We start from the raw sequence: 24,011 nt of genomic DNA, 5'->3' as shown, positions 1-24,011 counted from the left end.
CTGGGTGACGGTGTCCGAGCGCAGGTCGATGGGGGTCACGGCTCCGATCACATCACATCCGGTGAACGACCGCGGGGGTGATGTAGCTCTCTCCGGAGGTTCGTGCAACCGTTGGTCCCTCAGATTCCGTCCGGTAAGTGCAACTCGAGGAACGAGCGGAGAGCAGTCCGCGTGGATCAGCGCGACGAGCAGGAGTTCGCGGAGTACTTCGTGGCTCGCCGTGAGGCCGTGCGCCGAACGGCATACCTGCTGTGCGGCGACTGGCACCGCGCTGACGACTTCGCGCAGACGGCGTTCGTGGCGGTGCACAGGAGGTGGCGGAAGATCCGGGACAAGCAGGCTCTCGACGCCTACGTCCGGCGCACGCTCGTCCGCGCGGTGATCGACGAGTCGCGTCGTCCGTGGCGGCGCGAGAAGTTCACCGACGAACTGCCGGAGTCGCCGACCCAGGACGGCGAGATCGGCGACGCGGTGGCGACGCGCGAGGCGTTGATGAAGGGCCTGCGCAGAGTCCCGCCGCGGCAACGGGCCGTGCTCGTGCTGAGGTTCCTCGAGGGCCTCGACGTGACGGCCACGGCCGAGGTCCTGAAGTGCTCGGAAGGAACTGTGAAGAGTCAGACCGCCCGCGGGCTGACCGCGTTGCGGGAAGCTCTCGGAGACGCCATCGACGACCTGCGACCGGCGTCGTGACCAGCGAGAGGAGGACGTAGATGGACGAGCAGAAGCTCGCGGACCTGTTCCGGGACGCGGCACACGACGCACCACCCGCGTCCTTCGACGCGGGCGACGTCCGAACTGCTTCGCGACGCGCCACGCTGCGCAGGCGCAACTCGATCGCCGCCGGCACTACCCTGGTCGTGGTGCTCGGCCTCGGCGGCGTCGTGGCGAGCACCGCCTGGCTCGGCCCGGAAAAAGGCGTCAACGTGAGCCAAGAGAATTCTGGGCAGCAGCAGGACAACACGGCACAATCGCCGATGTCCGTGGAGGAGCACAAGAACTTCCCTGGCAACGACGGGTCCACGCAGGGGGACTCGACGCCGCCGGGAAGCACTGGTCTTGCGACCGGTGAAAGCGCAGTGCAGGGCTGCGCAGGTGTGGACCGAGAGCTCGCAGACGCCCTCGCCAGCGAGCTTTCGGTCTCACCGGGTTACGCGATCCCCCCGACGGTGACGTGCTCACCCGACTCCCGCTCGGCCGCGTTCAAGATCGACGGACTGACGATCACCGCGATCGTCACGCCGCAGTACTTCGAGGCACCCGCCGGCGCGGAGAAGCTGAAGACGGCCAAGGGGCAGGACCTCTACGTCTTCACCCGGGGCGACGGAGAGCTGAAAGGCAAGGTCGGGCCGGTCGCCGCCGCACTGGCCCCCAGGTTCTGATCAGCCGCCAAGTACCCTGGCGCGACTATGACGGCAGCAACCCCCAAGGGCGAGCGCAGGCGACAGGCGCTCGTCGAGGCCGCGTCCGAACTGCTCGTGGAGGGCGGGTTCGACGCGGTCCGGCACCGCGCGGTCGCCGAACGCGCAGGTCTGCCGCTCGCCTCGACCACGTACTACTTCGACTCGCTGGACGAGCTCATCACCGCGGCCGTCGAGTTCCACGGCCGTGCCGAACTGGCGAGCTGCCGGCAGCGCCTCACGACGATCTCGGGGCAGCTCTCCGACGACGACGTGCTCGTCGAGCTGGTTCTCGACCTGCTGGTCGGCCAGGACGTCACCGACACCGAGACGATGCTGCTGCGCTACGAACGTCTCGTGGCGACCGGCCGCCGCCCGTACCTGCGGCCGTTGATGCGCGTGCTGTCCACCGAGCTGCACGAGCTGATCGCCGACATCTTCGCCCGCTCCGGCCGGGACGTCGCCGCGGACCGGATCGAGGAGCTGATCGCGCTCGTCGACGGTTCGATGGTGAACGCGTTCATCGAGCTGAAGCCGGACCCGCGCGGCGTGGCGGCCAGGATGCTCCGTTCGGCTCTTTTGCGTCAGGCGTGATGCAACCCCGCGTTCCCCTGATGCGTTCCCCTGATTGAGGACGCGAGAGGGGATCGCATGCGCAAGGCCGATGAGCAGGGCTTTCGCGAATTCGCGGCAGCCAATGCCGCGTCTTTGCGACGCACTGCCTACCTGTTCTGTGGCGACTGGCACACGGCTGAGGACCTGATGCAGTCGAGCCTCATGAAGATGTACATGGCCTGGAAGCGCATCAAGGACCTCGACAACCTGATCGCCTACGCCCGCAAGGTGCTGCTGCGCACCTGGCTGGACGAGAAGCGCAGGCCGTGGCGCAGAGCCGAGCAGCGAGACGGGGAGCTGCCGGACGCCGCGGACGCCACCGTGGATCCCGACACCACCAGCGCGAAGCTGTGGGCGCGTGAGCTGGTGCACACCGCGTTGCTGCAGGTGCCGCCGAGGCAACGAGCGGTGCTGGTGCTGCGTTATTTCGAAGACCTGTCGGTCGCCGAGGTGGCGGTGGCCATGGGGTGCACCGAGGGGACGGTCAAGAGTCAGACGGCGCGCGGTCTCGCGACACTGCGCACCGTCGTGGAGAAGCTCGACAACAGTTCGGGGAGGGTCGCGTCGTGAGTGAGCAGGAGATCCGTGAGGGAATGCTGCTGGCCGTCTGGGACGAGCCGCCGCTCGACTTCGACCCGGACAAGCTGATCCGGCGGGTGGAGCAGAAAAAAAGTCGTCGCCGAGCGCTGGTCGCTGTGGGCGTGGCTACGGCGATGATCGTCGTGACGTCTCTCGCGCTGCCGGGGCTGTTGCCGCGCGACCAGGACGGGCAGCTCGCCTCCAACGGCCAGCCGCCGCCGTCGTCCGCTCCACCGAGTGTGTCGGCGGAGAAGAAGGGCCAGCGCATCGGCGACAAGCTCACGGAGAAGCTCGGGCTGAGGATGACCAACTTCAAGGAGGTCTACGCGAGCTTCCGCGGGGGCGCGTACGCCTACAACCCGAACTCGCCGACGACCCCGCCGCAGAGGCCGTGGGATCCGGAGCTGTCCGGCTTCGTGCACTTCACCGACGAGATCGGGCCGACCGCGCTCCGCGTGATCCTCACCAAGGACAGGACTGTCGCCGAGCAGATCTGCGCGGGAGCGACCACGTGCCGGGACGTCGCGCAGAGCGACGGAACGACCGTCACCGAGGCCCAGATCATGGAGGGTCAGGAGCTCGCGCGGTCGGTGGTGCTGCGCAAGTTCCCGAGCGGCTACTTCGCGGAGATCTCCAGCTTCAACTACAACCCCGCCACCGGCCAGGGCCTGAGGCAGGCCGCGCCGGTGCCTGTGGAGGTGCTCACAACGCTGGTCACGGACCCGGACGTGCACTGGGAGTGAGTCGGCGGTGCACTAGCCTGAGGGGCGTGACCAAGCCCCGCATCGCCAACGTCCTCGCAGGTCGCTACGCCTCCACGTCGCTCGCGACGCTCTGGTCGGCCGAGCACAAGATCGTGCTGGAGCGCCAGCTGTGGCTCGCGGTGCTGCGCGCCCAGGCGGCGGCGGGCATCGACGTGCCGGCCACCGCGATCGCGGACTACGAGCGCTTGCTGGAGCAGGTCGACCTGGAGTCGATCGCCGCGCGGGAACGGGTCACGCGGCACGACGTGAAGGCGCGCATCGAGGAGTTCAACGCGCTCGCGGGCCACGAGCAGGTCCACAAGGGCATGACCTCGCGCGACCTCACCGAGAACGTCGAGCAGCTGCAGGTGCTGCGGTCGCTGGAGCTGATCAGGTCCAAGGTCGCCGCGGTCCTCGGACGCCTCGCGCGGCTCGCGGCGGAGCACTCCGACCTGGTCATGGCCGGACGCTCGCACAACGTGGCGGCGCAGGCCACGACGCTGGGCAAGCGGTTCGCGACGGGCGCCGACGAGCTGCTGGTCGCGTTCTCCCGTCTCGACGAGCTGATCTCCCGCTACCCGCTGCGCGGCATCAAGGGCCCGGTCGGTACCGCCCAGGACATGCTCGACCTGCTCGGAACGCCGGAGAAGCTCGAGGAGCTGGAGCGCACGGTCGCCGGTCACCTCGGCTTCGAGCGCGTGCTCACGAGCGTCGGCCAGGTGTACCCGCGCTCGCTCGACTTCGACGTCGTGTCGACGCTCGTGCAGCTCGCTGCGGCGCCGTCGTCGGTGGCGAAGACGATCAGGCTCATGGCGGGCCACGAGCTGGTCACCGAGGGCTTCAAGCCCGGTCAGGTCGGGTCCAGCGCGATGCCGCACAAGATGAACACCCGATCGTGCGAGCGCGTGAACGGCTTCGCGGTGATCCTGCGCGGCTACCTGTCGATGGTCGGCGAGCTCGCGGGCGACCAGTGGAACGAGGGCGACGTGTCCTGCTCGGTGGTCCGCCGGGTCGCGCTGCCGGACGCGTTCTTCGCGTTCGACGGTCTGCTGGAGACGTTCCTGACGGTGCTGGACGAGTTCGGCGCGTACCCGGCCGTGGTCGCGCGTGAGCTGGACCGCTACCTGCCGTTCCTCGGCACGACGAAGGTGCTGATGGCGGCCGTGCGCGCGGGTGTCGGCCGCGAGACCGCGCACGAGGCCATCAAGGAGAACGCGGTGGCCGTGGCGCTGGCGATGCGCGAGCAGGGCCTCGCGCAGAACGACCTGCTGGACCGTCTCGCCGCCGACTTGCGCCTCCCGCTCGACCGCGCCGCGCTCGACGCGCTGCTGGCCGACCGCCTGTCGTTCACCGGCGTGGCGTCGGCGCAGGTCGCGTCGGTCGTGGAACAGGTCGCCGCGGTCGTCGACAAGTACCCCGCCTACGAGCCGGAGCCGATTCTGTGATCGTTGCCGACCTGATCGTCTACCCGATCAAGGGCTGTGGAGGGTTCTCCGTCACGTCGTCGGCCGTCGACCTCACGGGGTTGCGGAACGACCGGATGATGATGCTGGTCGACGACGAGGGCGTGTTCCTGTCGCAGCGCAAGGTGCCGGCGATGGCCGCGCTGCGTCCGTCGCTCGTGGACTCCTCGCTGGTCGCGGGCGGGGAGTCGTTCCCCGTCGTGCTCGACGGGCCGCGGATTCCGGTCGTCGTCCACACGTGGAACGGCCTCGGGATCGACCAGGGAGACGCCGCCGCCGAGTACTTCTCCGACGCGGTGAAGAAGTCGGTTCGGCTCGTGCGGACGCCTCCGGACCTGCGTCGCGAGACGACCGGGGAGACGTCGGGCCTGGTGGGGTACGCCGACGGCAACGCGCTGCTGCTGATCTCTCGGTCCTCGTTGGACGGTCTGAACGAACGCATCCTGGATCGCGGCGGCGAGCCCGTGCCGATGAACCGGTTCCGCCCCAACGTGGTCGTGTCCGGCTCGCCGGAGCCGCACGCGGAGGACGCGGTGCGGCGCGCGGTGATCGGTGACGTGGAACTGGCCTACGCCAAGGACTGCGTGCGGTGCGCGGTGCCGATGGTCGACCAGGAGACGGGCGTGAAGTCCGGCCCCGAGCCGATCCGGTCGCTCGCCACCTACCGGCGCGACCCCGACGGCGGGGTGACGTTCGGGATGAAGGCCCAGGTCGTGCGCACCGGCACGATCGCGGTCGGCGATAAGATCGACGTGCTGGAGTGGCGTCGCTAGGCCCTCTGCCAGCGCAGACGGTCGCCCCGCTGCGAATCCTTGCGGCAGACCAGCGGCTCGCCGAGGAACCCGATGCCCTGCGCGCCCTCGGGGTTGCACCGCGCGCCTTCGTTGACGAACAGGCCCTGCTGCGGGGGTTGAGTCGTCGTCGTGGGCCGCGCGGGCGGCGGTGCCTGCACGGGCGGTGGCTTCGGCTGCGTGGTCGTCGTCGTGGTGGTGGTCGCCGTCGAGGACGTGGTCTTCACCGTGATGTCGGCGACGTCAGGCGTCGGGACGATGCTCACCGACTGGGTCGTGCTCGTGTTCTGCTTGTCCGACGAGGGGGACGAAACAGGCGTGGAGTCGCCGCTCCACCCCGCGATGCCCAGCACGATGAGCAGGGCCGCGCCGGCCAGAGCAGGGATCCACAACGCCTTTCGGGTGAACACGGGTGCACCTTAAGGGTCTGAGGGCTTGATCTGTAGGGGTGAAGGGGTGTGCATCGGTTTCGCGGTGCGCGTGCACGTAGGCTGACCAGCGTGCCTACGCTCGCTGACTACCAGCACGTCGCCCGTGGCAAGGTTCGCGATCTGTACGACGTCGACGACGAGTTGCTGCTGTTCGTCGCGTCCGACCGCATCTCGGCGTACGACCACATCCTGAGCAGCGAGATCCCGGACAAGGGCCGCGTGCTCACCGCGATGAGCGTGTTCTGGTTCGAGCGGCTCACCCCGAACCACCTGGTCGCGTACGACGACCCGCGCATCCCCGCCGAGGTCCGCGGCCGGGCGCTGCTGGTGCGCAAGCTCGACATGGTCGACGTCGAGTGCGTGGCGCGCGGGTACCTCACGGGCTCGGGCATGGCCGACTACCAGGCGACAGGCGCGGTGTGCGGGATCGAACTGCCCGCCGGTCTGGTCGAGGCGTCCGAGCTGAACCCGCCGATCTTCACGCCCGCGTCGAAGGCCGAGATCGGGGCGCACGACGAGAACGTGTCGTTCGACGTCATCGCGGCCAAGCACGGCGTCGAGCTGGCGTCGAAGCTGCGTGACCGCACGATCGAGCTGTACAGCGAGGCGCGCGCGTACGCGTTGACGCGTGGCCTCATCCTGGCGGACACGAAGTTCGAGTTCGGGCTCTCCAAGGGCGGCGAGCTCGTGCTGGCCGACGAGGTGTTCACGCCGGACTCGTCGCGGTACTGGCCGGCCGAGGGCTACGAGCCCGGACGCGTGCAGCCGTCGTTCGACAAGCAGTTCGTGCGCGACTGGCTGACCTCCGCCGAGTCGGGCTGGGACCGCAAGAGCGATGTTCCGCCGCCTCCGTTGCCCGCCGAGGTCGTCGAGGCCACCCGTGCGCGGTACGTCGACGCGTACGAGAGGCTGACCGGCCGGTCTTTCGCCGTTTGGCTCGCGTGAGTTAGTGCTGGTTTCACGCGGATGTCACCACGGCGTGGCGCACTCAGTACGTGCACTCACAGCTCGTGGTCTCACTGTCCGGCATCGGTCCGCAGACACTCGACCGATGCGCTGAACTCGCCGCGGCCCTTGATCCGCGGCAGGTGCCGTTGTCGCTGCTCGTGACCCCTCGCGAGCTCGGCAGGGCGCAGGAATGGGTGCGGCAGCGCGCCTCGCTCGGCGACGCCGTCGTGCTGCACGGTCTCGGCCAACGGCGGTTGCCCGCCTACGAGGCGGGGCTGCTGCTCACCGGTGCGCGCGTCCAGATGGAAGCCATCGGGCTCAACGCCGACACGTTCGCTCCTCGGCGGTGCGTGGCGTCGCCCGGGACGTTGATCGCGCTGGCCAAGCACCGGTTCAGCCGCTGCGCCGACGCCCACGCCGTTCGCGAGGTGGGCAGCGGACTCGCGACGCTCGGCCGGCTCCACGCGCTGACCGAGCGCAGCAGCTTCGGTGAGCTGCGGTCGTTGGCGCTGGTCTACGCCGCGGCACGGTCCGCGCGCCGCGGCGGCCTGACCCGGATCACCGTGGACGCGCGCGACCTGCACCGGCCTGGTGCGCGGCAGGCCGTGCTCGACGCCGTGGACGTCGCGCTCGCCCACGGCGCCGCACCGACGACCTACGTCAGACTTCCGTCTCCTCGGCAGGAGTCAGCGGCCTGACCTGGGTGCCTTCCGGCTTGAGCATGTCGAAGATCCGGTAGGCGTTCTCCGGCATCGACAGCAGCTTCTCGTGGATCGGCACGGCCACGCGCGGCTTGATCGCGCGCATGAAGTCGACCGCCTCGCCGAGCCGCAGCCACGGCGCGCCCGTGGGCAGTCCGAGAACGTCGATGTCCTCGTCCGGCACGAACAGCGAGTCGCCGGGGTGGTAGAACGCGCCGTCGCCGACCACGTAGGCGGTGTTCGGCACGATCGGGATGTCCTCGTGGATCATCGCGTGCCTGCCGCCCACGACCTTGACCGTCGTGTCGCCGACCTTGATGACGTCACCCGGCTGGGCGACTGTCGGGTTCTCGACGCTGGGCGCCGACCCCTCGTCCACGATCAGCTGCGCTCCGGGGTTGGCCTTCAGCAGCGCGGGCAGCCGCTCGACGTCCAGATGGTCGTAGTGCTGGTGCGTGATGAGCACGGCGTCCAGGTTCTCCACGTCCTCGAACCCGCTGGAGAACGTGCCGGGATCGATCAGGATGCGCGTCGTCCCGGTGTCGAGAAGCACGCAGGCATGACCGAAGTGGACAACTCGCATGGATTCCTCCATTACCGACTTCTGGCGGGCTGACACGGTCAGGGGACGTCGGAAGTATCAAAGGGCATGAGGAAAACCCTGCAACTCCTCACGGCACTGGCGCTCGCCCTGCCGATGACGTCCTTTGTCCCTGCTACCACCACCTCTACCCCTGCGCAGGCTGTGTCGCCCCAAGAAGCGTCACAGTCGCAGGAAATCGGCACCGAGGAAACGCTCTCGGTCCGAGTGGGTGGCACCAACCGTTCCACCACGATCGAACGTCCGGGATCCGGTTACGTCAAGATCCATTTCACGGATCTGCGGATTCTGCCCGGCGACGTGCTCACGGTGTCGAACCCTGACGGCACCGAGAAGTACACGTACACGAGGGATCTGAAGTCCTCCCTCACCGCCACTCCCGACGCGACCGGCTTCTGGGCCATGTCGATCACCGGCTCGACGGCCGTCGTGTCGCTGAAGAACCCGCTGTCGCGCGTGCGGATCGACAAGATCACGCGCGGCTACACCGAAGCCGAGATGTCCTCGCAGCCCTCCGTGCAGAGCATCTGCGGCACGAACGACTACAAGGACGCGGTCTGCTACCAGTCCAGCAACCCGACCGAGTGGGGCAAGACCGCGTCCGTGGCGAAGCTGCTGCGCAACGGCAGTTCGCTGTGCACCGCGTGGCGGGTCGGCCCCAACAACCGCATGCTCACCAACAACCACTGCTTCACGAGCAGGACCGGTATCGAGGTCTGGTTCAACTACCAGTGCCCGACCTGCGGCGGCACGGCTTCGGCCGCCGTCACGAAGGTGCTCGTGGACCAGGTGCTGAAGACGGACGCCGGGCTCGACTACACCCTCTTCAGCGTGCAGAACTTCGCGGCCATCAGCTCGTTCGGCTACCTCGAGCTGGACGCGCGCGTTCCGGCCGTGGGTGAAGAGATGTACATCGTCGGCCACCCGGCCGGGAAGCTGAAGAAGTTGTCGTTGCGCGACAACAACAACGGCGGCGGCTACTGCGTCGTGCGCGCGGTGCGCGTGAACGGCAACGTGTCGCAGTCCGACATCAGCTACATGTGCGACACCGAGGGCGGCTCGTCCGGTTCGCCGGTGCTGTCGAGGCGCACGCACAAGGTGATCGGGCTCCACCACTTCGGCGGCTGCCCGAACCAGGGCGTGCGCATCGACCTCGTCGCCGCGCAGATCAGCTCACTGCTGTAAGGATTTCCTGCTCTTCCGCTTCGGTGAGGCCGGCCTTGCGGGGCCGGTCCAGCCCGAGGCCGCGCTCGTACTCCAACGAGTCGAGCGCGGTCTCGGCCAGCGGCCTCACGCGCAACCCGTTCGCCAGCGCGTTGCTGACGTCGCGGCCGACCATCTTGGCCCACTCCTGCGGCAGCCACAGCGGCAGCGACCGCGGCCCGGCCCACGGGTTGATCTCCAGCTCCTTCAGCACGCTCTCGGGCACGGGAACCAGCTGCGTGCCGGGCGGCGCGGTGGCCCCGGCGATCTCCCCGATGGCCATCTGGAACGGCATGACCGGCCCGGTCGAGTCGTACGTGCCGGTGATCCGCTCCTCGGTCGCGAACACGATCCACTGCGCCAGATCCCGCGCGTCGATGTGCTGGAACCCGAGGTCAGGACTGTCCGGCACGGCCACCCGGCCACCCCGCGCCATCCGCGCGGGCCAGTACCCGAACCTGTCGCTGGGGTCGTCCGGCCCGGTGATCAGCCCGGCCCTGACGATGAACTCGCGCCCCCTGACGGCTTCGAGGACGGCGTTCTCACTGGCGACCTTGACACTGCCGTACCGCTCGGCCGTGAACTCCTGCGCCGGATCGTCCTCGAGCGGCGGCAGGAGCTCGTCGCTGCCCGTCGCGTGATCCGCGTAGACGGAGATGCTGGACACGAACGTCCAGTGCGGAGTGGTGGCCCCGAACGCCTCCAACGCGTCCCGAACCCAGTTCACCGAGTACTTGGCGACGTCGACGACGGCGTCGAACTGCTCCCCGGCGAGCTGGTCGAACGCACCGGGTTTGTTTCTGTCGACCGAGATCAGGCGGGCACCTTCTGGCACGCCACCGGAGGCGCCGCGGGCGGCGCACACGACGTCGTGGCCGCGGCGGACGGCCTCCGCCGTGATGGCCTTGCTGAGGAACACGGTTCCACCGAGCACCAGGATCTTCATGATCTCCAGCATCCGTCCGATCCGGTGGAAGTACCAGCGGACTCCGCTGTCGGCGTAACGGCTCGATCGGATGGATCTCCTTCGGTATCGTTCGGCCCCGGTCGATGAACGTTTCGTGAGTCTGCACGCCTTCGTCGACGAGTCGCGGCGAAACAACACGTACCTGCTGGCCGCTGTCCTGGTCGATCCCGGTGACTTGGCCCGTACCCGGAAAGCGCTGCGCCGGTTGCTGTTCCCGGGCCAGCGAGAACTTCACTTCAAGAAGGAGAAGACCGACCGGCGCAAGCTGATCGTGTCCAGGCTGGTGACCATCGGCGCCGCCGTGCACATCTACACCTGCGACTGCTCCGCCGGAGAGGAAGTCGCGCGTCAGGAATGCCTCATCGCACTCATCAACGATCTCGTCGACCTGAACACGAGGAGGCTGGTGCTCGACAGTCGAGAGGAGCGCAATCTCCACGACGCCCAGACGATCCGCACGACGCTGGGCAAGCGGCCAAGTTACTCGAACATCACCTATGAGCACTTGGAGAGCACGCAGGACGAGTTGCTCTGGATCCCGGACGTGGTGGCGTGGTGCCACGGTGCGGGAGGCGACTGGTCAAGGAGTGTGCGCTCGCTGGTCGCGAAGGAGACTGCGGTGGACAAATGGTCCAGATAGCGCAAAGCACGGCGGCCGACCGTCCGGACGGGCACCGTGCTCACTTCCTCGGCCTACGGGGCCTCGGCAAGCGCAACTCTACCAAACGGCGCCACCGGGGCAAGCTCGTTCACCCGATGGTGAAACCCGGTGAAGATGTGCCGCCGAACACCTGTCGAGTTGATGAACACCCAGGTCAGGTAGGCTCTCCGGGTACCGCCAGCCCCCTCAAACCCGGGAGCAGTCTGTCGTGGCCCGAGTCGTCGTCGACGTCATGCCGAAGCCCGAAATTCTCGACCCCCAAGGCCAGGCGGTGGCGAACGCGCTGCCGCGCCTCGGTTTCGACGGCATCACCGCCGTCCGCCAGGGCAAGCACTTCGAGCTGGAGGTCGCCGACGACGTCGACGACGCCACGCTCGCCAAGATCGCTGAGACCTTCCTCGCCAACCCCGTGATCGAGGACTGGACCGTGCGCAGGGTCGAGGCATGAGGGTCGGTGTCATCACCTTCCCCGGCACCCTCGACGACGTCGACGCGCAGCGGGCCGTCAGGTACGCCGACGGGGAGGCCGTGCCGCTGTGGCACGGTGACCACGACCTGAAGGGTGTCGACGCGGTTGTCGTGCCCGGTGGGTTCTCGTACGGCGACTACCTGCGGTGCGGTGCCATCGCTCGGTTCGCGCCGGTCATGCAGGAAGTGATCGAGGCCGCCAACAAGGGGATGCCGGTCCTCGGCATCTGCAACGGTTTCCAGATCCTCGCCGAGGCGCACCTGCTGCCCGGCGCGCTGGTCCGCAACCACAAGCTGCACTTCGTGTGCCGCGACCAGTGGCTGAAGGTCGAGAACAACTCGACCGCGTGGACGACCCGCTACGACCAGGGTGCCGAGATCCTCGTGCCGCTCAAGTCCGGCGAGGGCGGCTACCAGGCAGACGCCCAGACCCTCGAAACCCTCGAGGGCGAAGGCAGGGTCGTCTTCCGGTACGTCGGCGAGAACCCCAACGGCAGCCGCAACAACATCGCGGGCATCACCAACGCCAAGGGCAACGTCGTCGGCCTCATGCCGCACCCCGAGCACGCCATCGACGCGCTCACCGGCCCGACGGACGACGGCCTCGGGATGTTCCTGTCCCTGCTCGACTCGGTGGTGAAGGCATGACCGTGGACACCGTGAAGAACGCGGAGAGCACGCCCGACCAGGAGCAGCCCTACAAGGAGCTGGGCCTGAAGGACGACGAGTACGCGCGCATCAAGGAGATCCTCGGGCGCCGTCCGACCGACGCCGAGCTGGCGATGTACTCGGTCATGTGGAGCGAGCACTGCTCCTACAAGTCGTCCAAGGTGCACCTGAAGTACTTCAGCGAGACCACGACCGACGAGATGCGGTCGAAGATGCTCGCGGGCATCGGCGAGAACGCCGGCGTCGTCGACATCGGTGACGGCTGGGCGGTCACGTTCAAGGCCGAGAGCCACAACCACCCGTCGTACGTCGAGCCCTACCAGGGCGCGGCCACGGGTGTCGGTGGCATCGTGCGCGACATCCTCGCCATGGGTGCGCGGCCGCTCGCGGTCATGGACCCGCTGCGCTTCGGCAAGCCGGACGCGCCGGACACCAAGCGCGTGCTGCCCGGCATCGTCGCGGGCGTCGGCGGCTACGGGAACTGCCTGGGTCTGCCGAACATCGGCGGCGAGGTCGTCTTCGACGAGACCTACCAGGGCAACCCGCTGGTCAACGCCCTGTGCGTCGGTGCGATGCGGGTCGAGGACCTGCACCTCGCGCACGCGTCGGGCACCGGCAACAAGGTCATCCTCTACGGCGCGCGCACCGGCCTCGACGGCATCGGTGGCGTCAGCGTGCTGGCGAGCGAGACGTTCGACGACAGCGCCGGCAAGCGCAAGAAGCTGCCGTCCGTGCAGGTCGGCGACCCGTTCACCGAGAAGGTGCTGATCGAGTGCTCCCTGGAGCTCTTCGAGAAGGGCATCGTCGTCGGCATCCAGGACCTCGGCGGCGCGGGCCTGTCCTGCGCGACGAGCGAGCTGGCGTCGGCCGGTGACGGTGGCATGCACGTCTGGCTCGAGCGGGTTCCGCTGCGGGCGACGGGCATGACGCCGGCGGAGATCCTCTCCAGCGAGTCCCAGGAACGCATGTGCGCGGTCGTCGAGCCCGCGAACGTCGAGGCGTTCATGGAGGTCTGCCGGAAGTGGGACGTCATCGCCACCGAGATCGGTGAGGTGACCGACGGCGACCGCCTGGTGATCACGTACCACGACGAGGTCGTCGTCGACGTGCCGCCGCGGACCGTCGCCCACGAGGGCCCTGTCTACAACCGGCCGATCCAGCGTCCGGCCGACCAGGACGAGCTGCAGGCGAACACGCCCGACAGCCTGCCCAAGCCGGCGAAGGACGAGCTGCTGGAGCTGATCAAGTCCCAGGCGGCCAGCCCCAACCTGGCCTCCAAGCGGTGGGTCACGCAGCAGTACGACCGGTACGTGCGCGGTGGCACCGTCCTGGCGCAGCCCAGCGACTCCGGCATGATCCGGATCGACGAGGAGACGCACCGCGGTGTCGCTCTCTCGACGGACTGCAACGGCCGTTACACCAAGCTCGACCCGTACGAGGGTGCACGGCTCGCGCTGGCTGAGGCCTACCGCAACGTCGCGGCCACCGGTGCCACGCCGGTCGCCGTCACGAACTGCCTCAACTTCGGTTCGCCGGAGGACCCCGCGGTCATGTGGCAGTTCGAGCAGGCCGTGAAGGGTCTCGCGGACGGCTGCGTCGAGCTCGGCATCCCGGTGACCGGCGGCAACGTCAGCTTCTACAACCAGACCGGCTCCACGGCGATCCTGCCGACGCCGGTCGTGGGCGTGCTCGGCGTGATCGACGACGTGCGGCGCCGCATCCCCACCGGGATCGGTGCCGAGGCCGGCGAGACGCTGCTGCTGCTCGGCGAGACCAAGGCCGAGTTCGGCGGGTCGGAGTGGGCGCACGTCGTCCACGGCCACCTCGGCGGTCTGCCGCCGAAGGCCGACCTGCAGCGCGAGAAGCTGCTCGGCGAGGTCCTCGTCGCGGGTTCCCGTGACGGCATGGTCTCCGCCGCGCACGACCTCGCCGAGGGCGGTCTGGCCCAGGCGCTGGTCGAGACGTGCCTGATCGGCGAGACGGGTGCGCGGGTCTTCCTCGACGGCGACCTGTTCACCGAGCTGTTCAGCGAGTCCGCCGGCCGCGTGCTGGTCGCCGTGCCGCGCACGGAGGAGCAGCGCTTCACCGACATGTGCACCGCGCGTGCTCTGCCGTGGCGCAAGGTCGGTGTCGTCGACCCGGAGTCGAACGCCCTGGAGATCCAGGACCTCGGTTCGCTGCCGCTCGACGAGCTCCGCGAGGCCTGGGAGGGCACCCTCCCGGCGCTCTTCGACTGACGTTCGAAGTGCACGCGGGGAGCTTTCGTTCGCACTGAGCGCACGAACGGGCCCCGCGTGCCGTCAGAAGCAGGGTCAGCTCGACGCTATGCGTTGTAGTTGCGCGAACTCGCCGTTGAACAGGTTCTGGTCGCCTGGGAACAGGCCGGCCGCCTGCCACTGCCAGATCGTGTGGAAGTCGAACCCCATCGGCAACGGCCCGAGCTTGTGTGCGTAGTGCGCGACCCACAACGGGTTGTTGTCGCCGAATTTCACCGAGTCGCCGACGCACCTGTTCCACCAGCTCGTGGACGTGTAGATCGTCGGGTGCCGTCTTGTGCGTGCGAAGACCGTGTCGCTGAACGACTTCACCCACGCGGTCATCGCCGCCTGGTCCATGTTGTAGCAAGTCTCGCCGTACGGGTTGTACTCCATGTCCATCGCGGGAGGCAGCGTCTTGCCGTCCGGGGACCACCCGCCGCCGTTGTCGACGAAGAAGTTCGCCTGCGTGGCTCCGTCGGAGCGGTCCGGCAGTGCGAAGTGGTACGCGCCCCGGATCATGCCGATGTAGTAGGAACCGTTGTACTGCTGGGTGAACCTCGGGTTGCGGTAGGACGTGCCCTCGGTCGCCTTGACGTAGGCGAACCGGGCACCTTTGTCCCAAGAGGACTGCCAGTCGACGTCGCCCTGGTGGCTGCTGACGTCCATGCCGGGCACTTGGTTCTCGGTCGGTGGTGACAGCGCTGTCTCTGTTTTCCAGAACTGACTGCCTTCGTGCTTGAGGATCTGGGAACCCGCAGTGTGGTCCGCGGAGCCCTCGGGCAAGGGCGCCGCGGACGCGGGTGCCGGCGTGAGGCCGACGACGATCGCCACGATGCTGATCAAGGTCCGCATGGAATAGATCGTGCGACCATTTGTCCTAGTCGGCCACCGGCGTCACCCGTCCAGGCGGGTCAGCTCTTCCCTGGTCAACTCCAGGTGGGTGGCCGCGGCGGAATCCCGGATGCTGGCCGGGCGAGAAGCACCCGGAATGGGGACTACCACTTCGGACTTCGCCAGCATCCACGCGAGACACACCTGGTGCGGGCTGACGCCGTGCGCGTCCCCGACCTCCTTGAACGGACCGCTCAGCGCACCCGCCTTGCCGATGCCGCCGAACGGGCTCCACGGCAGGAACGCGATGCCGAGCTTGTCGCACAGCTCCAGTTCGGGCTCACTCGACCGGAACACCGGCGAGAACTGGTTCTGCACCGCCGCCAGCCGCCCGCCGAGGATCTCGTTGGCCAGCACGATCTCGTCGGGGTTGAAGTTCGAGACGCCCGCGTACCGGATCTTCCCGTTGTCCAGCAGCTCCTTCAGCGCGCCGACCGACTCGGCGATCGGCGTCTTCGGGTCCGGCCGGTGGAACTGGTACAGGAAGATCTGGTCGACCCCGAGCCGCCGCAACGACCCGTCGACGGCTTTCCGCAGGTACTCCGGTCGCCCGTCGAGGCCCCAGCCACCGCCCGGCTCGCGCGTGTGACCGCCCTTGGTCGCCACGAACACCTCTTCCGGACGGCCCCTCAACGCCTCGGCGATCAGCTCCTCGTTGTGACCGAAGTCGGTGTCGTCGAGCGAGTAGGCGTCGGCGGTGTCGATGAACGTCACGCCCGCGTCGAGCGCTGCGTGAACGGTCTCGATCGCCTGCGCGCGGTCCGGCCTCCCCTGGACGGAGACGGGCATGCCGCCCAGGCCGATGGCACTGACTTCCACTTCTCCGATACGACGCTTCTGCATGACTACCACTGTGGACCGCGGCGATTAAGCTGTCCAACGCAGAGAAGTGATCTCATTGAGCACTGCGGGTGATGAATCGTGGAACTCAGACAACTGGAGCACTTCCTCGCGGTCGCCGAAGAGTGCCACTTCACCAGGGCCGCCAAGCGCATGCACGTCGCCCAGTCGGGCCTCTCGGCGTCGATCCGCGCGCTGGAGGTCGAGCTCGGCGCACCGCTCTTCCTGCGCACCACCCGCCAGGTCGAGCTGACCCAGGCAGGACGGGCGCTGCTGCCGGAAGCGCGCAGGGCGCTGAGCAGCGTCGAGTCGGCCAGGGACGCGGTCGCGGCCGTGCAGGGACTGCTGCGCGGCACGTTGTCCGTCGGCAGCCTGCAGTGCCTGCACGTCGTGCACCTGCCCGCGGTGCTGGCGCGCTTCCACGAGCTGCACCCCGGCGTGGAGATCCGGATGCGCCAGTCCGGCAACGCCGAGCTGGTCGAGGACGTGCGCGCCGGACGCCTCGACCTCGCCTTCGTCACGCGTCAGCCGAAGATCGCCGACGACCTGCGGGTGTCCACTTTGGCCAGTGAACCGCTGGTGCTCGCGTGCGCGCCGGAAAGCCGTTTCGCGGCAAGGGAGTCCGTCGCCCTGGAAGAGCTGTCGGGCGAGTCGTTCGTGGACTTCAACGCCGACTGGGGCACGCGCGACGAGGCGGACCGCGTGCTCGCCGCCGCCGGGGTCGACCGGCGGGTCGCGGTCGAGGTCAACGACGTGCACTCACTTCTTGACTTCGTCTGGTTCGGTCTCGGGGTCGCTCTCGTCCCCCAGTCCTTCGCCCTCAAGACCGACCGCGCGCACTTCGTCGGCCTTCGCGGGGACGCGCCCGTTGCCGAGACCGTCGTCGTCACCGCGAAGACCGTCGGCGCCGCCGCGAGCGTCCTGCTCGACGTGGTCGGGGAGGCCAAGTCCGGCCGCCTCCGTGCTGCCGGTTAGCTGCCACCCCGTCGCGGGCCTGCGGAACTCGGTCTTCGGCAGCACCTTCATCTCGCCGTACTGGTCGGTGGGCGGCTCGTTCGACGGGTGGAAGAACCGGCCCACCTCCGCGGCGCCGAAGAACTGGGTGCCCAGCTCCACCTGGCCCGCGAAGGCGACCTCCTGGAACGAGATGCCGCCCTCGAACTTCCCGCCGGCGAGCTGCACCCTGCCGTGGAACGTGCCGCCGGAGAACAGCGTGACGCTCTGCACGTGGACGTTGCGGAGGTTTGTGATGCCGTAGAACTGCGCGCGCCGGGCCACGAACCGGTTGACGTGCCTGCCGTCGAGCGAGAAGTACTCCAGCACGGCCCCGGTGAGGTCGAGATCCAGGTGGTCGTGGTCGTCGCGGTCGCCCCACGACAACGTGTCCCTGATCAACCGTTGCGCGGTGAGCCGGACCTGGTGCTCCAGCCGGATCTCCTGGTCGACCTCCAGGAAGACCTGGTCCGGATCGTCCGGCTTCTTCTCGTGAGCGGGGTGCGTGAACGGGCGGCGGAGGTACGCGCACAGCACGTCGAGCACTGTCTGCCGGTAGCGCGGTGTGGACCTCGCGAGCCACGCCAACGCGTGCATCGCGCCCACCCGCACCTGGTCCGCCTCGTTGCCCAGCAGCTCGACCGAGCGCGCGAACCGTTCGTCGGCGACCTTCTCGCTCTCCAGGCTGTGTCGCGCCTCCTCGATGCGGCGGCGCCTGTCGTTGAGCCACAACGCGTAGAGCGCGACCACGGCGCCGCCGGCGAGTCCCGCGGTCTTCACGATCTCGACTGCCGGTGCTTTGACCAGCCACAGTCCCACACCCGTGGCCACCGTCGACACGAGCGCGGCGAGCACCGCCAGCAGCCAGGGCGCACGCACGTCAGTTCCTCCACGCTTCGGGCAGGTCGGGCTCCACCGCGAACGTACAGCCGTCCGCCTTCACGTCCGCCCACTCCGAGCCCTCGAACTTGGTGAGGCCACCGAACTTCGTCTCCGTGAACACGGCGAGCCCGCGCGACTTGAACCGGCTGAACCACGCCTTGCCGCGGATCTCCGTGTGGTGGATGTACAACCGACCCGTCGACTCCGCCTCCGTCACGTAGAAGTGTCCGTGCACCAGCATGTGGTGGAACGCGTTCGAGTCCTCGAAGTGTGCGACCCGCAGGTAGAGGTCGCCGACCTGCCGGTAGGACAGGTCCATGAACTCCAGGTGGGCCTTGGTCAGGTTCAGGTCGTAGCGCGGCGCGTTCTCCTCGCCGACGCGCGGCAGGAGGTCCTCGATCAACCGCTGCGAGGTGAGCCGGACCTCCAGCTCGATCTCGTCGGCGTCGGTCGTCGTCTTCTTGAACGGGCGCCGCAGGTACGCGCAGAGGATGTCGAGGACGGTCTGCGTGTACTCGGTCCTGGACTTCGCGAGTCCGGCCAGTGCGTGCATCGCGCCCACTCGCACCTGGGCCGTCTCGTGTCCCAGCAGTTCCACGGCGCGCGCGAACCGTTCGTCGGCCACGCGGGACCTGTCGTGGTCGATGCGCTGGCTCTCGAGCTCCTGGCGGGCCTCTTCGACCTTGCGGCGCCGGTCGTTGAGCCACAACGCGTAGAGAGCGACGATCGCGCCGCCCGCCAGACCGCCCGTCTTGATCGCCTCGTGCTTCGGCGCGCCGGGGTCGATCAGCAGCAGCGCGCCGCCGACCAGCACAAACGCGCCAATTGAGGCGAGAATGGTCGACAGCAGCAAACTTTTCCTCACGAGGTCCGCATTCTGCCAAGCGACGGGTGCATGATGGGCCCGAACTGGTCCGAACACGGGTGAGGTGGGGCGTGTGGAGCGGCCGAGCTGGGCGCCGGGGGAGATCGACCTGGAACGGCCGAGTGTCGCGCGCGTGTGGGACTACCTGCTGGGCGGTGCGCACAACTTCGCCGTCGACCGGGACGTCGCCCAGAAGACCCTGGAGATGATGCCCGAGGTGCGCGGCGGCGCGCTCCAGCACCGCGCGTTCCTCCGGCGGGCCGTGCGCTACCTGCTGACCAAGGGCGTCCGGCAGTTCATCGACCTGGGTTCCGGCATTCCGACCGTGGGCAACGTGCACGAGATCGCCCAGGCCGTCGATCCCGCCGCCAGGGTCGTCTACGTCGACCTGGACCCGGTCGCCGTCGCGCACAGCCGGTCGCTGTTGGAAGGCAACGAGCGGGTGAGGGTGCTGCAGGCCGACGTGCGCGACCCGGTGTCGGTGCTCGCCTCGCCAGAGATGAACGACTTGCTCGACTTCCGCGAGCCGATCGCGGTGCTGATGATCGCGTTGCTGCACTTCGTGTCGGACGAGGAGGACCCGCTGGGCATCATCGCGGGCTACCGCGACCGTCTCGCTCCCGGCAGCTACCTCGCGCTGTCCCAGTCCGGCTTCGAGGCCGGCGAGGAGACACCCGAGATCCGTGCGGCGCGCAGCGTCTACGAGCGGAGCGTCACGCGGACGACTTTGCGCGACAGTGCCCAGGTCACCAAGCTGTTCGACGGATTCGATCTGGTGGAACCGGGTGTGGTGCGCCTGCCGGAGTGGCACCCGGAGGGTCCGGACGACGAGGGCATCGTGGCGAAGGCGTTCCCGGGCTTCGCGGGACTGGGCCGGAAGGCTCAGAGATGACTCCGGACGGCGACCGCCCGTATGCTGCGCGTTCGTGGCGTTAGGGCCGAGCAGATGACCGAACGGGTTGACCACCGGGTGCGTGACGACCGCTCTCCTTTGAGCCCGGCCGTTTTGGCCGGTGCCGCGTCGTTCGCGCGCAGCTGGGCGACGGCCGTCATCGGGTCGAGCTACGTCCCGATGACCCGCGCCGAGGTCGCGCAGCACCTCCAGGACCTCACCGAGATGCTCGTCGAGGCCCTGTACGCGAGCCCGTTCCGCACCGCACCCGGCTACGAGATCGGCTCACGGCTGGTCGACGCGCACTTCACCGGCACGGACACGCTGGGCCGCACCGTCCAGCTGCTCGGCGACGACCTGCTGGCCGAGCTCGGCGCCACGGGTGACGACAGGCTGCAGTCCCGCCTGGCCGCGCTCCAGGGCGCGTTGTCCGCCGGGTACGCCCGCGCCCTGCGGGAACGCACCCTCGCCGAGCAGGAGGCGATCAGGGCGGCCGTGCTGGACGCCCGCGACCAGGCAGAGGCCATGCTGCGGGCGTCGGAGGCCCGGTTCCGGGCGATGTTCACCGAGGCCGCGATCGGCATCGGCATCGCCGACATCGAGGGCCGGATCCTGGACGTCAACCAGGCGCTTCAGGACATGCTCGGGTTCAGCGTCGACGAGATGCGCCAGTACAACGTGCGCGACCTCATGCACCCCGAGGACGCGGGCAGCGTGTGGCGGCTCTACGACCAGCTCATCGCGGGCGAGTGCGACCACTACCGCGCCGAGAAGCGGTTCCACCGGGCGGACGGCGAGCAGGTGTGGACGCACCTGACGCTGTCGCTGGTCCGCGACGACCACGGCGAGCCGCAGTACCAGGTCGCGATGATCGAGGACGTCACCGATCGGCACCTGCTGCAGAACCGGCTGCGCTACCAGGCGCTGCACGACCCGTTGACCGGCCTGCCGAACCGCGCGCTGTTCCTCGAACGGCTCGGGCGGGTCTTCAACAACCGCGGCAAGCACCTGCGGGCCGGTCTCTGCTACCTCGACCTGGACGGCTTCAAGGTCATCAACGACTCCCTCGGCCACGACATCGGCGACCAGCTGCTGGTCGAGGTCGGCAGACGCCTGGACCACTCCGTGTCCGGCGAGGGCAAGCTGGTCGCGCGGATGGGCGGCGACGAGTTCGTGATCCTGGTCGAGGGCTCGGCCGGCGAGCAGGACATCGTCGACGTGGCGGACCGGGTGCTGACCGAGCTGGAGGCGCCGATCCGCATCGCGGGCCACGAGCTGTCGGTGTCGGCGTCGATCGGCATCGTCGAACGTCAGCTGTCCGGCACGACGTCGGCTGATCTCATGCGCGACGCGGACATCACGCTGTACTGGGCGAAGGCGGACGGCAAGGCGCGCTGGGCGTTGTACGACCCGGAACGCAACGCCCGTGAAGTGGCTCGCTTCACCCTGTCGGCCACGATGCCGCGTGCGTTGGAACGCGGCGAGTTCTACGTCGAGTACCAGCCGCTGGTGCGGCTGGAGGACTCCACGGTCACCGGCGTCGAGGCCCTGGTCCGCTGGCAGCACCCCGAGTTCGGGCGGCTCGCGCCGGACAGGTTCATCGAGCTCGCCGAGGAGACCGGCCTCATCGTCCCGTTAGGACGGTGGGTGCTTCGTAAGGCGTGCGAGGAGGCGCGGCGCTGGCTGGAGGAGTTCGGCGACGCGGCGCCGTTCGTGTCGGTGAACCTCGCCGTGCGGCAGTCCCGCGACCCCGAGCTCGTGCGCGACGTCAAGCGGATCCTGGACGAGTGCGCGCTGCCGCCGCACCACCTCCAGCTGGAGCTCACCGAGTCGGCGATCATGGGTACCGCCGACGAGCCGCTGGAAGCGCTGAGAGCGTTGTGCGACATGGGTGTGCGCATCGCGATCGACGACTTCGGCACGGGCTACTCGAACCTCGCCTACCTCAAGCACCTGCCCGTGCACGAGCTGAAGATCGCCGGCTCGTTCATGGAGGGCCTGCGGGCGGAGAACGAGGAAGATCCCGTCGACTCGCAGATCGTGGCGACGCTGGTGCAGCTGGCGCACGCGTTGTCGTTGGGCGTCACGGCGGAGGGCGTGGAGACACCCGCTCAGGCCGCCCGGTTGCTGCGGCTCGGGTGCGACACCGGCCAGGGCTGGTTCTTCGCGCGGCCGGGGCCTCCGGAGAACATCGACAGCCTCCTGCGTGGTGATCTCTAGTCCGGGGAACACCACGGGTCATGAAGCCACTGGCCCTGGTCGTGCTCCTGCTCGTCATGTCGGCGCCCGTCGCTCGTGCCGCGGACGTCGTTCCGCTTCCCGCTGACAAGCAGGCTTTCGGCACCGCCAGATCCGCGCTGAGCCCGGTGTGGTTCACGTTGGGCCATCAGGGCCTCTCGGAGATCTTCCACCCGGACCTGAGCACGCCCGCCACTCGTGAGACTCGGCTGCTGGTCGACGGAAAACCCGGCAGGGCGTACACCGAGCCCGCCGACGACCGGTCGCTGACGTTCCGGCAGCGGCTGCGCGGGGACGGTTGGCGGGCCGAGATCACCTACGTCACAGACCCGCAGCGTGCCGCCGTGCTGGCGGACGTGCAGGTCACGGCTCAGCGTCCGGTCCGGCTGTCGGTCGACCACGTGCCCATGAAGGGCTCCAGCGAGGTGGTCAGCACGCTGCCCACCGAGCCCGTGCGGCGCGCGCACGGCACGTTCGCGGTGGGGTTCGGCGCGGGCGTTGCGAAGGCCGCGCTGGACCGCGGGTTCGGTGTGGTGGCACGGGAGTACGCGCAGGGCTGGCACGCGTACCTGGACGGGCTGAAGCGGCCGAAGTCCGCTGACCGGCGGCTCTACGACATGTCCGTGATGGTGCTGGCGGCGACGGAGGACAAGGCGAACCCCGGCGCGTCGATCGCGTCGCCGAGCTTCCCCTGGGCCTTCGGGTTCGACCGCGAGCTGGCACCGGAACTCGGGCCGTACGCGTCGGTGTGGCCGCGCGACCTCTACCACGTGGCGACGGCCATGATCGCGGCCGGCGACACGGCGTTCGCCGAGCGTTCCCTGGACTTCATGCTGCGCAGGCAGCAACAACCGGACGGGCACCTGCCGCAGAACACCCGCGTCGACGGCACCCCGTTCTGGAAGAGCGTTCAGTTGGACGAGACCGCGGCGCCGTTGCTGCTGGCCTGGCACCTGGGCCGCCGCGATCAGTCCACAATGGACTCGCTTCGCCGTGCGGCCGACTACCTGCTGAACTACCCGAACGCGCCGTTCAGCGAGCAGGAGCGGTGGGAGAACCAGAGCGGCTACTCACCGGCCACGATCGCGTCGGCCGTCGCCGGGCTCGTGTGCTTCGCGGACCTCTTGCGGCGCAACGGGGAGAACGCTGATCGCTACCTGGCCGCGGCCGACGAGTGGCAGCGGAACGTGGAGGGCTGGACGGCGACGCGGACCGGGCCGTACGAGCCGAAGCCGTACTACCTGCGGCTGACGAAGGACGGAAAGCCCGACCAGGGCACGAAGTACAACCTCGGCGACAACAACCCGGACGACATCGACCAGCGCGCGGTCGTGGACCCGAGCTTCCTCGAACTGGTGCGCCTCGGCGTGAAGCGCGCCGACGATCCGGTGGTGCGCAACACCGTCGCCGTCGTCGATCGGCACCTGAAGGAACAGGGCTACTGGCACCGGTTCACGCAGGACGGCTACGGCGAGACCGCGGACGGCGGGCCGTGGAACGTGCCGAACCCGGTTCGCACCTACGGGCGGCTGTGGCCGTTGCTCAGCGGCGAACGCGGCGAGTACGAGCTGCTCATCGGGCAGAAGGCCAGTGCCGCCAAGCGCTTGCGCGAGATCGCGGCGACCGCGAACAGCGGCCTCATGCTGCCCGAACAGGTGTGGGGCGGCCGAGGAACCACCTCGGCCACCCCGCTCGCCTGGACGCACGCGCAGTACGTGCGGCTGGCGTGGTCGCTCGACGCGGGCCGTCCCGTGGAACGGCCCGACGTCGTGGCCAACCGCTACTAGCGCCGCAACCGGCAACCTTCGCCGCGTCTTCCGGCGCCCAGCAGGGCGCCTCGCGGCACCGGCCCCACATCCACAGCCATCCAGGATGAGGATGCGGGGCCGGCACCACGATGCACCCGTCTGAACGT

The 24,011-nt window shown here is 68.8% G+C and carries 24 protein-coding genes; 18 read left to right on the top strand and 6 right to left on the bottom strand.

All coding sequences use genetic code 11. The features are described from left to right. Positions 1 to 171: 171 nt before the first annotated feature. The 7 genes from AOM45_RS00645 to AOM45_RS50460 are packed head-to-tail and all read left to right on the top strand — an operon-like array spanning position 172 to position 5,570. Positions 172 to 690, top strand: coding sequence for a SigE family RNA polymerase sigma factor (locus AOM45_RS00645; protein ID WP_030465875.1), 519 nt, complete (start codon positions 172 to 174; stop codon positions 688 to 690). Positions 691 to 710: 20 nt separating this feature from the next. Continuing rightward, entirely contained in the window at positions 711 to 1,379 is a 669-nt protein-coding gene (locus tag AOM45_RS00640) for a hypothetical protein (RefSeq protein WP_051782852.1), read from the top strand. Between the two features lie 27 nt (positions 1,380 to 1,406). Further along, entirely contained in the window at positions 1,407 to 1,991 is a 585-nt protein-coding gene (locus AOM45_RS00635; RefSeq protein WP_030465877.1) for a TetR/AcrR family transcriptional regulator, read from the top strand. A 57-nt stretch (positions 1,992 to 2,048) separates the two neighbouring features. Then, positions 2,049 to 2,582: a SigE family RNA polymerase sigma factor gene (locus tag AOM45_RS00630; RefSeq protein WP_030465878.1), complete on the top strand. Its 534-nt coding sequence runs from the start codon at positions 2,049 to 2,051 to the stop codon at positions 2,580 to 2,582. Further along, on the top strand, positions 2,579 to 3,334 hold the full coding sequence (locus tag AOM45_RS00625; RefSeq protein ID WP_030465879.1) for a hypothetical protein: 756 nt from the start codon (positions 2,579 to 2,581) through the stop codon (positions 3,332 to 3,334). Before AOM45_RS00630 ends, AOM45_RS00625 begins: the two co-directional genes overlap by 4 nt. Before the next feature lie 26 nt (positions 3,335 to 3,360). Then, positions 3,361 to 4,779, top strand: a complete 1,419-nt coding sequence (purB, locus tag AOM45_RS00620; protein ID WP_030465880.1) for an adenylosuccinate lyase — start codon at positions 3,361 to 3,363, stop codon at positions 4,777 to 4,779. Further along, positions 4,776 to 5,570 (top strand): MOSC domain-containing protein, encoded by a 795-nt coding sequence (locus AOM45_RS50460; protein WP_030465881.1) that lies wholly within the window; start codon positions 4,776 to 4,778, stop codon positions 5,568 to 5,570. Before purB ends, AOM45_RS50460 begins: the two co-directional genes overlap by 4 nt. Here the strand turns inward: AOM45_RS50460 and AOM45_RS50455 are convergent. Continuing rightward, a complete protein-coding gene (locus AOM45_RS50455) occupies positions 5,567 to 5,998 on the bottom strand; it encodes a hypothetical protein (RefSeq protein ID WP_030465882.1) in 432 nt (143 codons plus the stop codon). The genes AOM45_RS50460 and AOM45_RS50455 overlap by 4 nt on opposite strands. Before the next feature lie 90 nt (positions 5,999 to 6,088). Between AOM45_RS50455 and AOM45_RS00605 the strand changes: the two genes are divergently transcribed. Beyond that, positions 6,089 to 6,964: a phosphoribosylaminoimidazolesuccinocarboxamide synthase gene (locus tag AOM45_RS00605; protein ID WP_030465883.1), complete on the top strand. Its 876-nt coding sequence runs from the start codon at positions 6,089 to 6,091 to the stop codon at positions 6,962 to 6,964. 50 nt (positions 6,965 to 7,014) lie between these two features. Beyond that, the gene (locus AOM45_RS00600; RefSeq protein WP_030465884.1) at positions 7,015 to 7,665 is read left to right on the top strand and encodes a polysaccharide deacetylase family protein; all 651 of its coding nucleotides are present in this window, start codon (positions 7,015 to 7,017) and stop codon (positions 7,663 to 7,665) included. On the opposite strand, the gene AOM45_RS00595 is transcribed toward AOM45_RS00600, so the two are convergent. Then, positions 7,628 to 8,251 (bottom strand): MBL fold metallo-hydrolase, encoded by a 624-nt coding sequence (locus AOM45_RS00595; RefSeq protein WP_030465885.1) that lies wholly within the window; start codon positions 8,249 to 8,251, stop codon positions 7,628 to 7,630. The genes AOM45_RS00600 and AOM45_RS00595 overlap by 38 nt on opposite strands. A 66-nt stretch (positions 8,252 to 8,317) precedes the next feature. On the opposite strand from AOM45_RS00595, the gene AOM45_RS00590 reads away from it, so the two are divergent. Beyond that, entirely contained in the window at positions 8,318 to 9,454 is a 1,137-nt protein-coding gene (locus tag AOM45_RS00590; RefSeq protein ID WP_030465886.1) for a trypsin-like serine peptidase, read from the top strand. Here AOM45_RS00590 and AOM45_RS00585 read toward each other — a convergent pair. Beyond that, on the bottom strand, positions 9,438 to 10,418 hold the full coding sequence (locus AOM45_RS00585; protein WP_030465887.1) for an NAD-dependent epimerase/dehydratase family protein: 981 nt from the start codon (positions 10,416 to 10,418) through the stop codon (positions 9,438 to 9,440). The genes AOM45_RS00590 and AOM45_RS00585 overlap by 17 nt on opposite strands. A gap of 70 nt (positions 10,419 to 10,488) precedes the next feature. On the opposite strand from AOM45_RS00585, the gene AOM45_RS00580 reads away from it, so the two are divergent. From AOM45_RS00580 to purL, 4 genes are all read left to right on the top strand, one after another. After that, positions 10,489 to 11,079, top strand: a complete 591-nt coding sequence (locus AOM45_RS00580; protein WP_236703031.1) for a hypothetical protein — start codon at positions 10,489 to 10,491, stop codon at positions 11,077 to 11,079. A 229-nt stretch (positions 11,080 to 11,308) separates the two neighbouring features. Beyond that, positions 11,309 to 11,548, top strand: coding sequence for a phosphoribosylformylglycinamidine synthase subunit PurS (gene purS, locus AOM45_RS00575; protein ID WP_030465889.1), 240 nt, complete (start codon positions 11,309 to 11,311; stop codon positions 11,546 to 11,548). Continuing rightward, positions 11,545 to 12,216 (top strand): phosphoribosylformylglycinamidine synthase subunit PurQ, encoded by a 672-nt coding sequence (gene purQ, locus AOM45_RS00570; protein ID WP_030465890.1) that lies wholly within the window; start codon positions 11,545 to 11,547, stop codon positions 12,214 to 12,216. Before purS ends, purQ begins: the two co-directional genes overlap by 4 nt. Beyond that, positions 12,213 to 14,474 (top strand): phosphoribosylformylglycinamidine synthase subunit PurL, encoded by a 2,262-nt coding sequence (purL, locus tag AOM45_RS00565; protein WP_030465891.1) that lies wholly within the window; start codon positions 12,213 to 12,215, stop codon positions 14,472 to 14,474. The genes purQ and purL overlap by 4 nt, the downstream gene beginning before the upstream one ends. A gap of 75 nt (positions 14,475 to 14,549) precedes the next feature. Here the strand turns inward: purL and AOM45_RS00560 are convergent, their stop codons facing one another. Continuing rightward, positions 14,550 to 15,347, bottom strand: a complete 798-nt coding sequence (locus AOM45_RS00560; protein WP_051782854.1) for a lysozyme — start codon at positions 15,345 to 15,347, stop codon at positions 14,550 to 14,552. Between the two features lie 42 nt (positions 15,348 to 15,389). Further along, the gene (locus AOM45_RS00555) at positions 15,390 to 16,229 is read right to left on the bottom strand and encodes an aldo/keto reductase (protein WP_030465893.1); all 840 of its coding nucleotides are present in this window, start codon (positions 16,227 to 16,229) and stop codon (positions 15,390 to 15,392) included. A 78-nt stretch (positions 16,230 to 16,307) separates the two neighbouring features. Here AOM45_RS00555 and AOM45_RS49025 point away from each other — a divergent pair, with 78 nt between their 5' ends. After that, entirely contained in the window at positions 16,308 to 17,201 is an 894-nt protein-coding gene (locus tag AOM45_RS49025; RefSeq protein ID WP_030465894.1) for a LysR family transcriptional regulator, read from the top strand. Positions 17,202 to 18,099: 898 nt separating this feature from the next. Here the strand turns inward: AOM45_RS49025 and AOM45_RS00540 are convergent. Next, positions 18,100 to 18,966, bottom strand: coding sequence for a hypothetical protein (locus AOM45_RS00540; RefSeq protein WP_051782857.1), 867 nt, complete (start codon positions 18,964 to 18,966; stop codon positions 18,100 to 18,102). Between the two features lie 73 nt (positions 18,967 to 19,039). Between AOM45_RS00540 and AOM45_RS00535 the strand changes: the two genes are divergently transcribed. Genes AOM45_RS00535 through AOM45_RS00525 form a run of 3 tightly spaced genes read left to right on the top strand, consistent with a single transcriptional unit; the run spans position 19,040 to position 23,883 of the window. Next, entirely contained in the window at positions 19,040 to 19,858 is an 819-nt protein-coding gene (locus tag AOM45_RS00535) for an SAM-dependent methyltransferase (protein WP_030465897.1), read from the top strand. A gap of 54 nt (positions 19,859 to 19,912) precedes the next feature. After that, positions 19,913 to 22,078, top strand: coding sequence for a putative bifunctional diguanylate cyclase/phosphodiesterase (locus tag AOM45_RS00530; RefSeq protein ID WP_030465898.1), 2,166 nt, complete (start codon positions 19,913 to 19,915; stop codon positions 22,076 to 22,078). A 20-nt stretch (positions 22,079 to 22,098) separates the two neighbouring features. Beyond that, positions 22,099 to 23,883, top strand: a complete 1,785-nt coding sequence (locus AOM45_RS00525) for a glycoside hydrolase family 15 protein (RefSeq protein ID WP_051782858.1) — start codon at positions 22,099 to 22,101, stop codon at positions 23,881 to 23,883. Positions 23,884 to 24,011 lie beyond the last annotated feature (128 nt).

Source organism: Lentzea aerocolonigenes (assembly GCF_000974445.1).
Taxonomy (GTDB): domain Bacteria; phylum Actinomycetota; class Actinomycetes; order Mycobacteriales; family Pseudonocardiaceae; genus Lentzea; species Lentzea aerocolonigenes.
The sequence above is the reverse complement of the archived record's forward strand: the minus strand, read 5'-3'. Positions and strand labels throughout refer to the sequence as shown.

Bases quoted from the DNA above. Each gene is read 5' to 3' on its own strand.
- AOM45_RS00630 (WP_030465878.1), top strand. From the start codon at position 2,049: ATGCGCAAGGCCGATGAGCAGGGCTTTCGCGAATTCGCGGCAGCCAAT.
- AOM45_RS00635 (WP_030465877.1), top strand. From the start codon at position 1,407: ATGACGGCAGCAACCCCCAAGGGCGAGCGCAGGCGACAGGCGCTCGTC.
- purL (WP_030465891.1), top strand. From the start codon at position 12,213: ATGACCGTGGACACCGTGAAGAACGCGGAGAGCACGCCCGACCAGGAG.
- purQ (WP_030465890.1), top strand. From the start codon at position 11,545: ATGAGGGTCGGTGTCATCACCTTCCCCGGCACCCTCGACGACGTCGAC.
- AOM45_RS00640 (WP_051782852.1), top strand. From the start codon at position 711: ATGGACGAGCAGAAGCTCGCGGACCTGTTCCGGGACGCGGCACACGAC.
- AOM45_RS00585 (WP_030465887.1), bottom strand. From the start codon at position 10,418: ATGAAGATCCTGGTGCTCGGTGGAACCGTGTTCCTCAGCAAGGCCATC.
- AOM45_RS00530 (WP_030465898.1), top strand. From the start codon at position 19,913: ATGACCGAACGGGTTGACCACCGGGTGCGTGACGACCGCTCTCCTTTG.
- AOM45_RS00560 (WP_051782854.1), bottom strand. From the start codon at position 15,347: ATGCGGACCTTGATCAGCATCGTGGCGATCGTCGTCGGCCTCACGCCG.
- AOM45_RS00555 (WP_030465893.1), bottom strand. From the start codon at position 16,229: ATGCAGAAGCGTCGTATCGGAGAAGTGGAAGTCAGTGCCATCGGCCTG.
- AOM45_RS00595 (WP_030465885.1), bottom strand. From the start codon at position 8,251: ATGCGAGTTGTCCACTTCGGTCATGCCTGCGTGCTTCTCGACACCGGG.
- AOM45_RS00580 (WP_236703031.1), top strand. From the start codon at position 10,489: ATGGATCTCCTTCGGTATCGTTCGGCCCCGGTCGATGAACGTTTCGTG.
- AOM45_RS00590 (WP_030465886.1), top strand. From the start codon at position 8,318: ATGAGGAAAACCCTGCAACTCCTCACGGCACTGGCGCTCGCCCTGCCG.
- AOM45_RS00525 (WP_051782858.1), top strand. From the start codon at position 22,099: ATGAAGCCACTGGCCCTGGTCGTGCTCCTGCTCGTCATGTCGGCGCCC.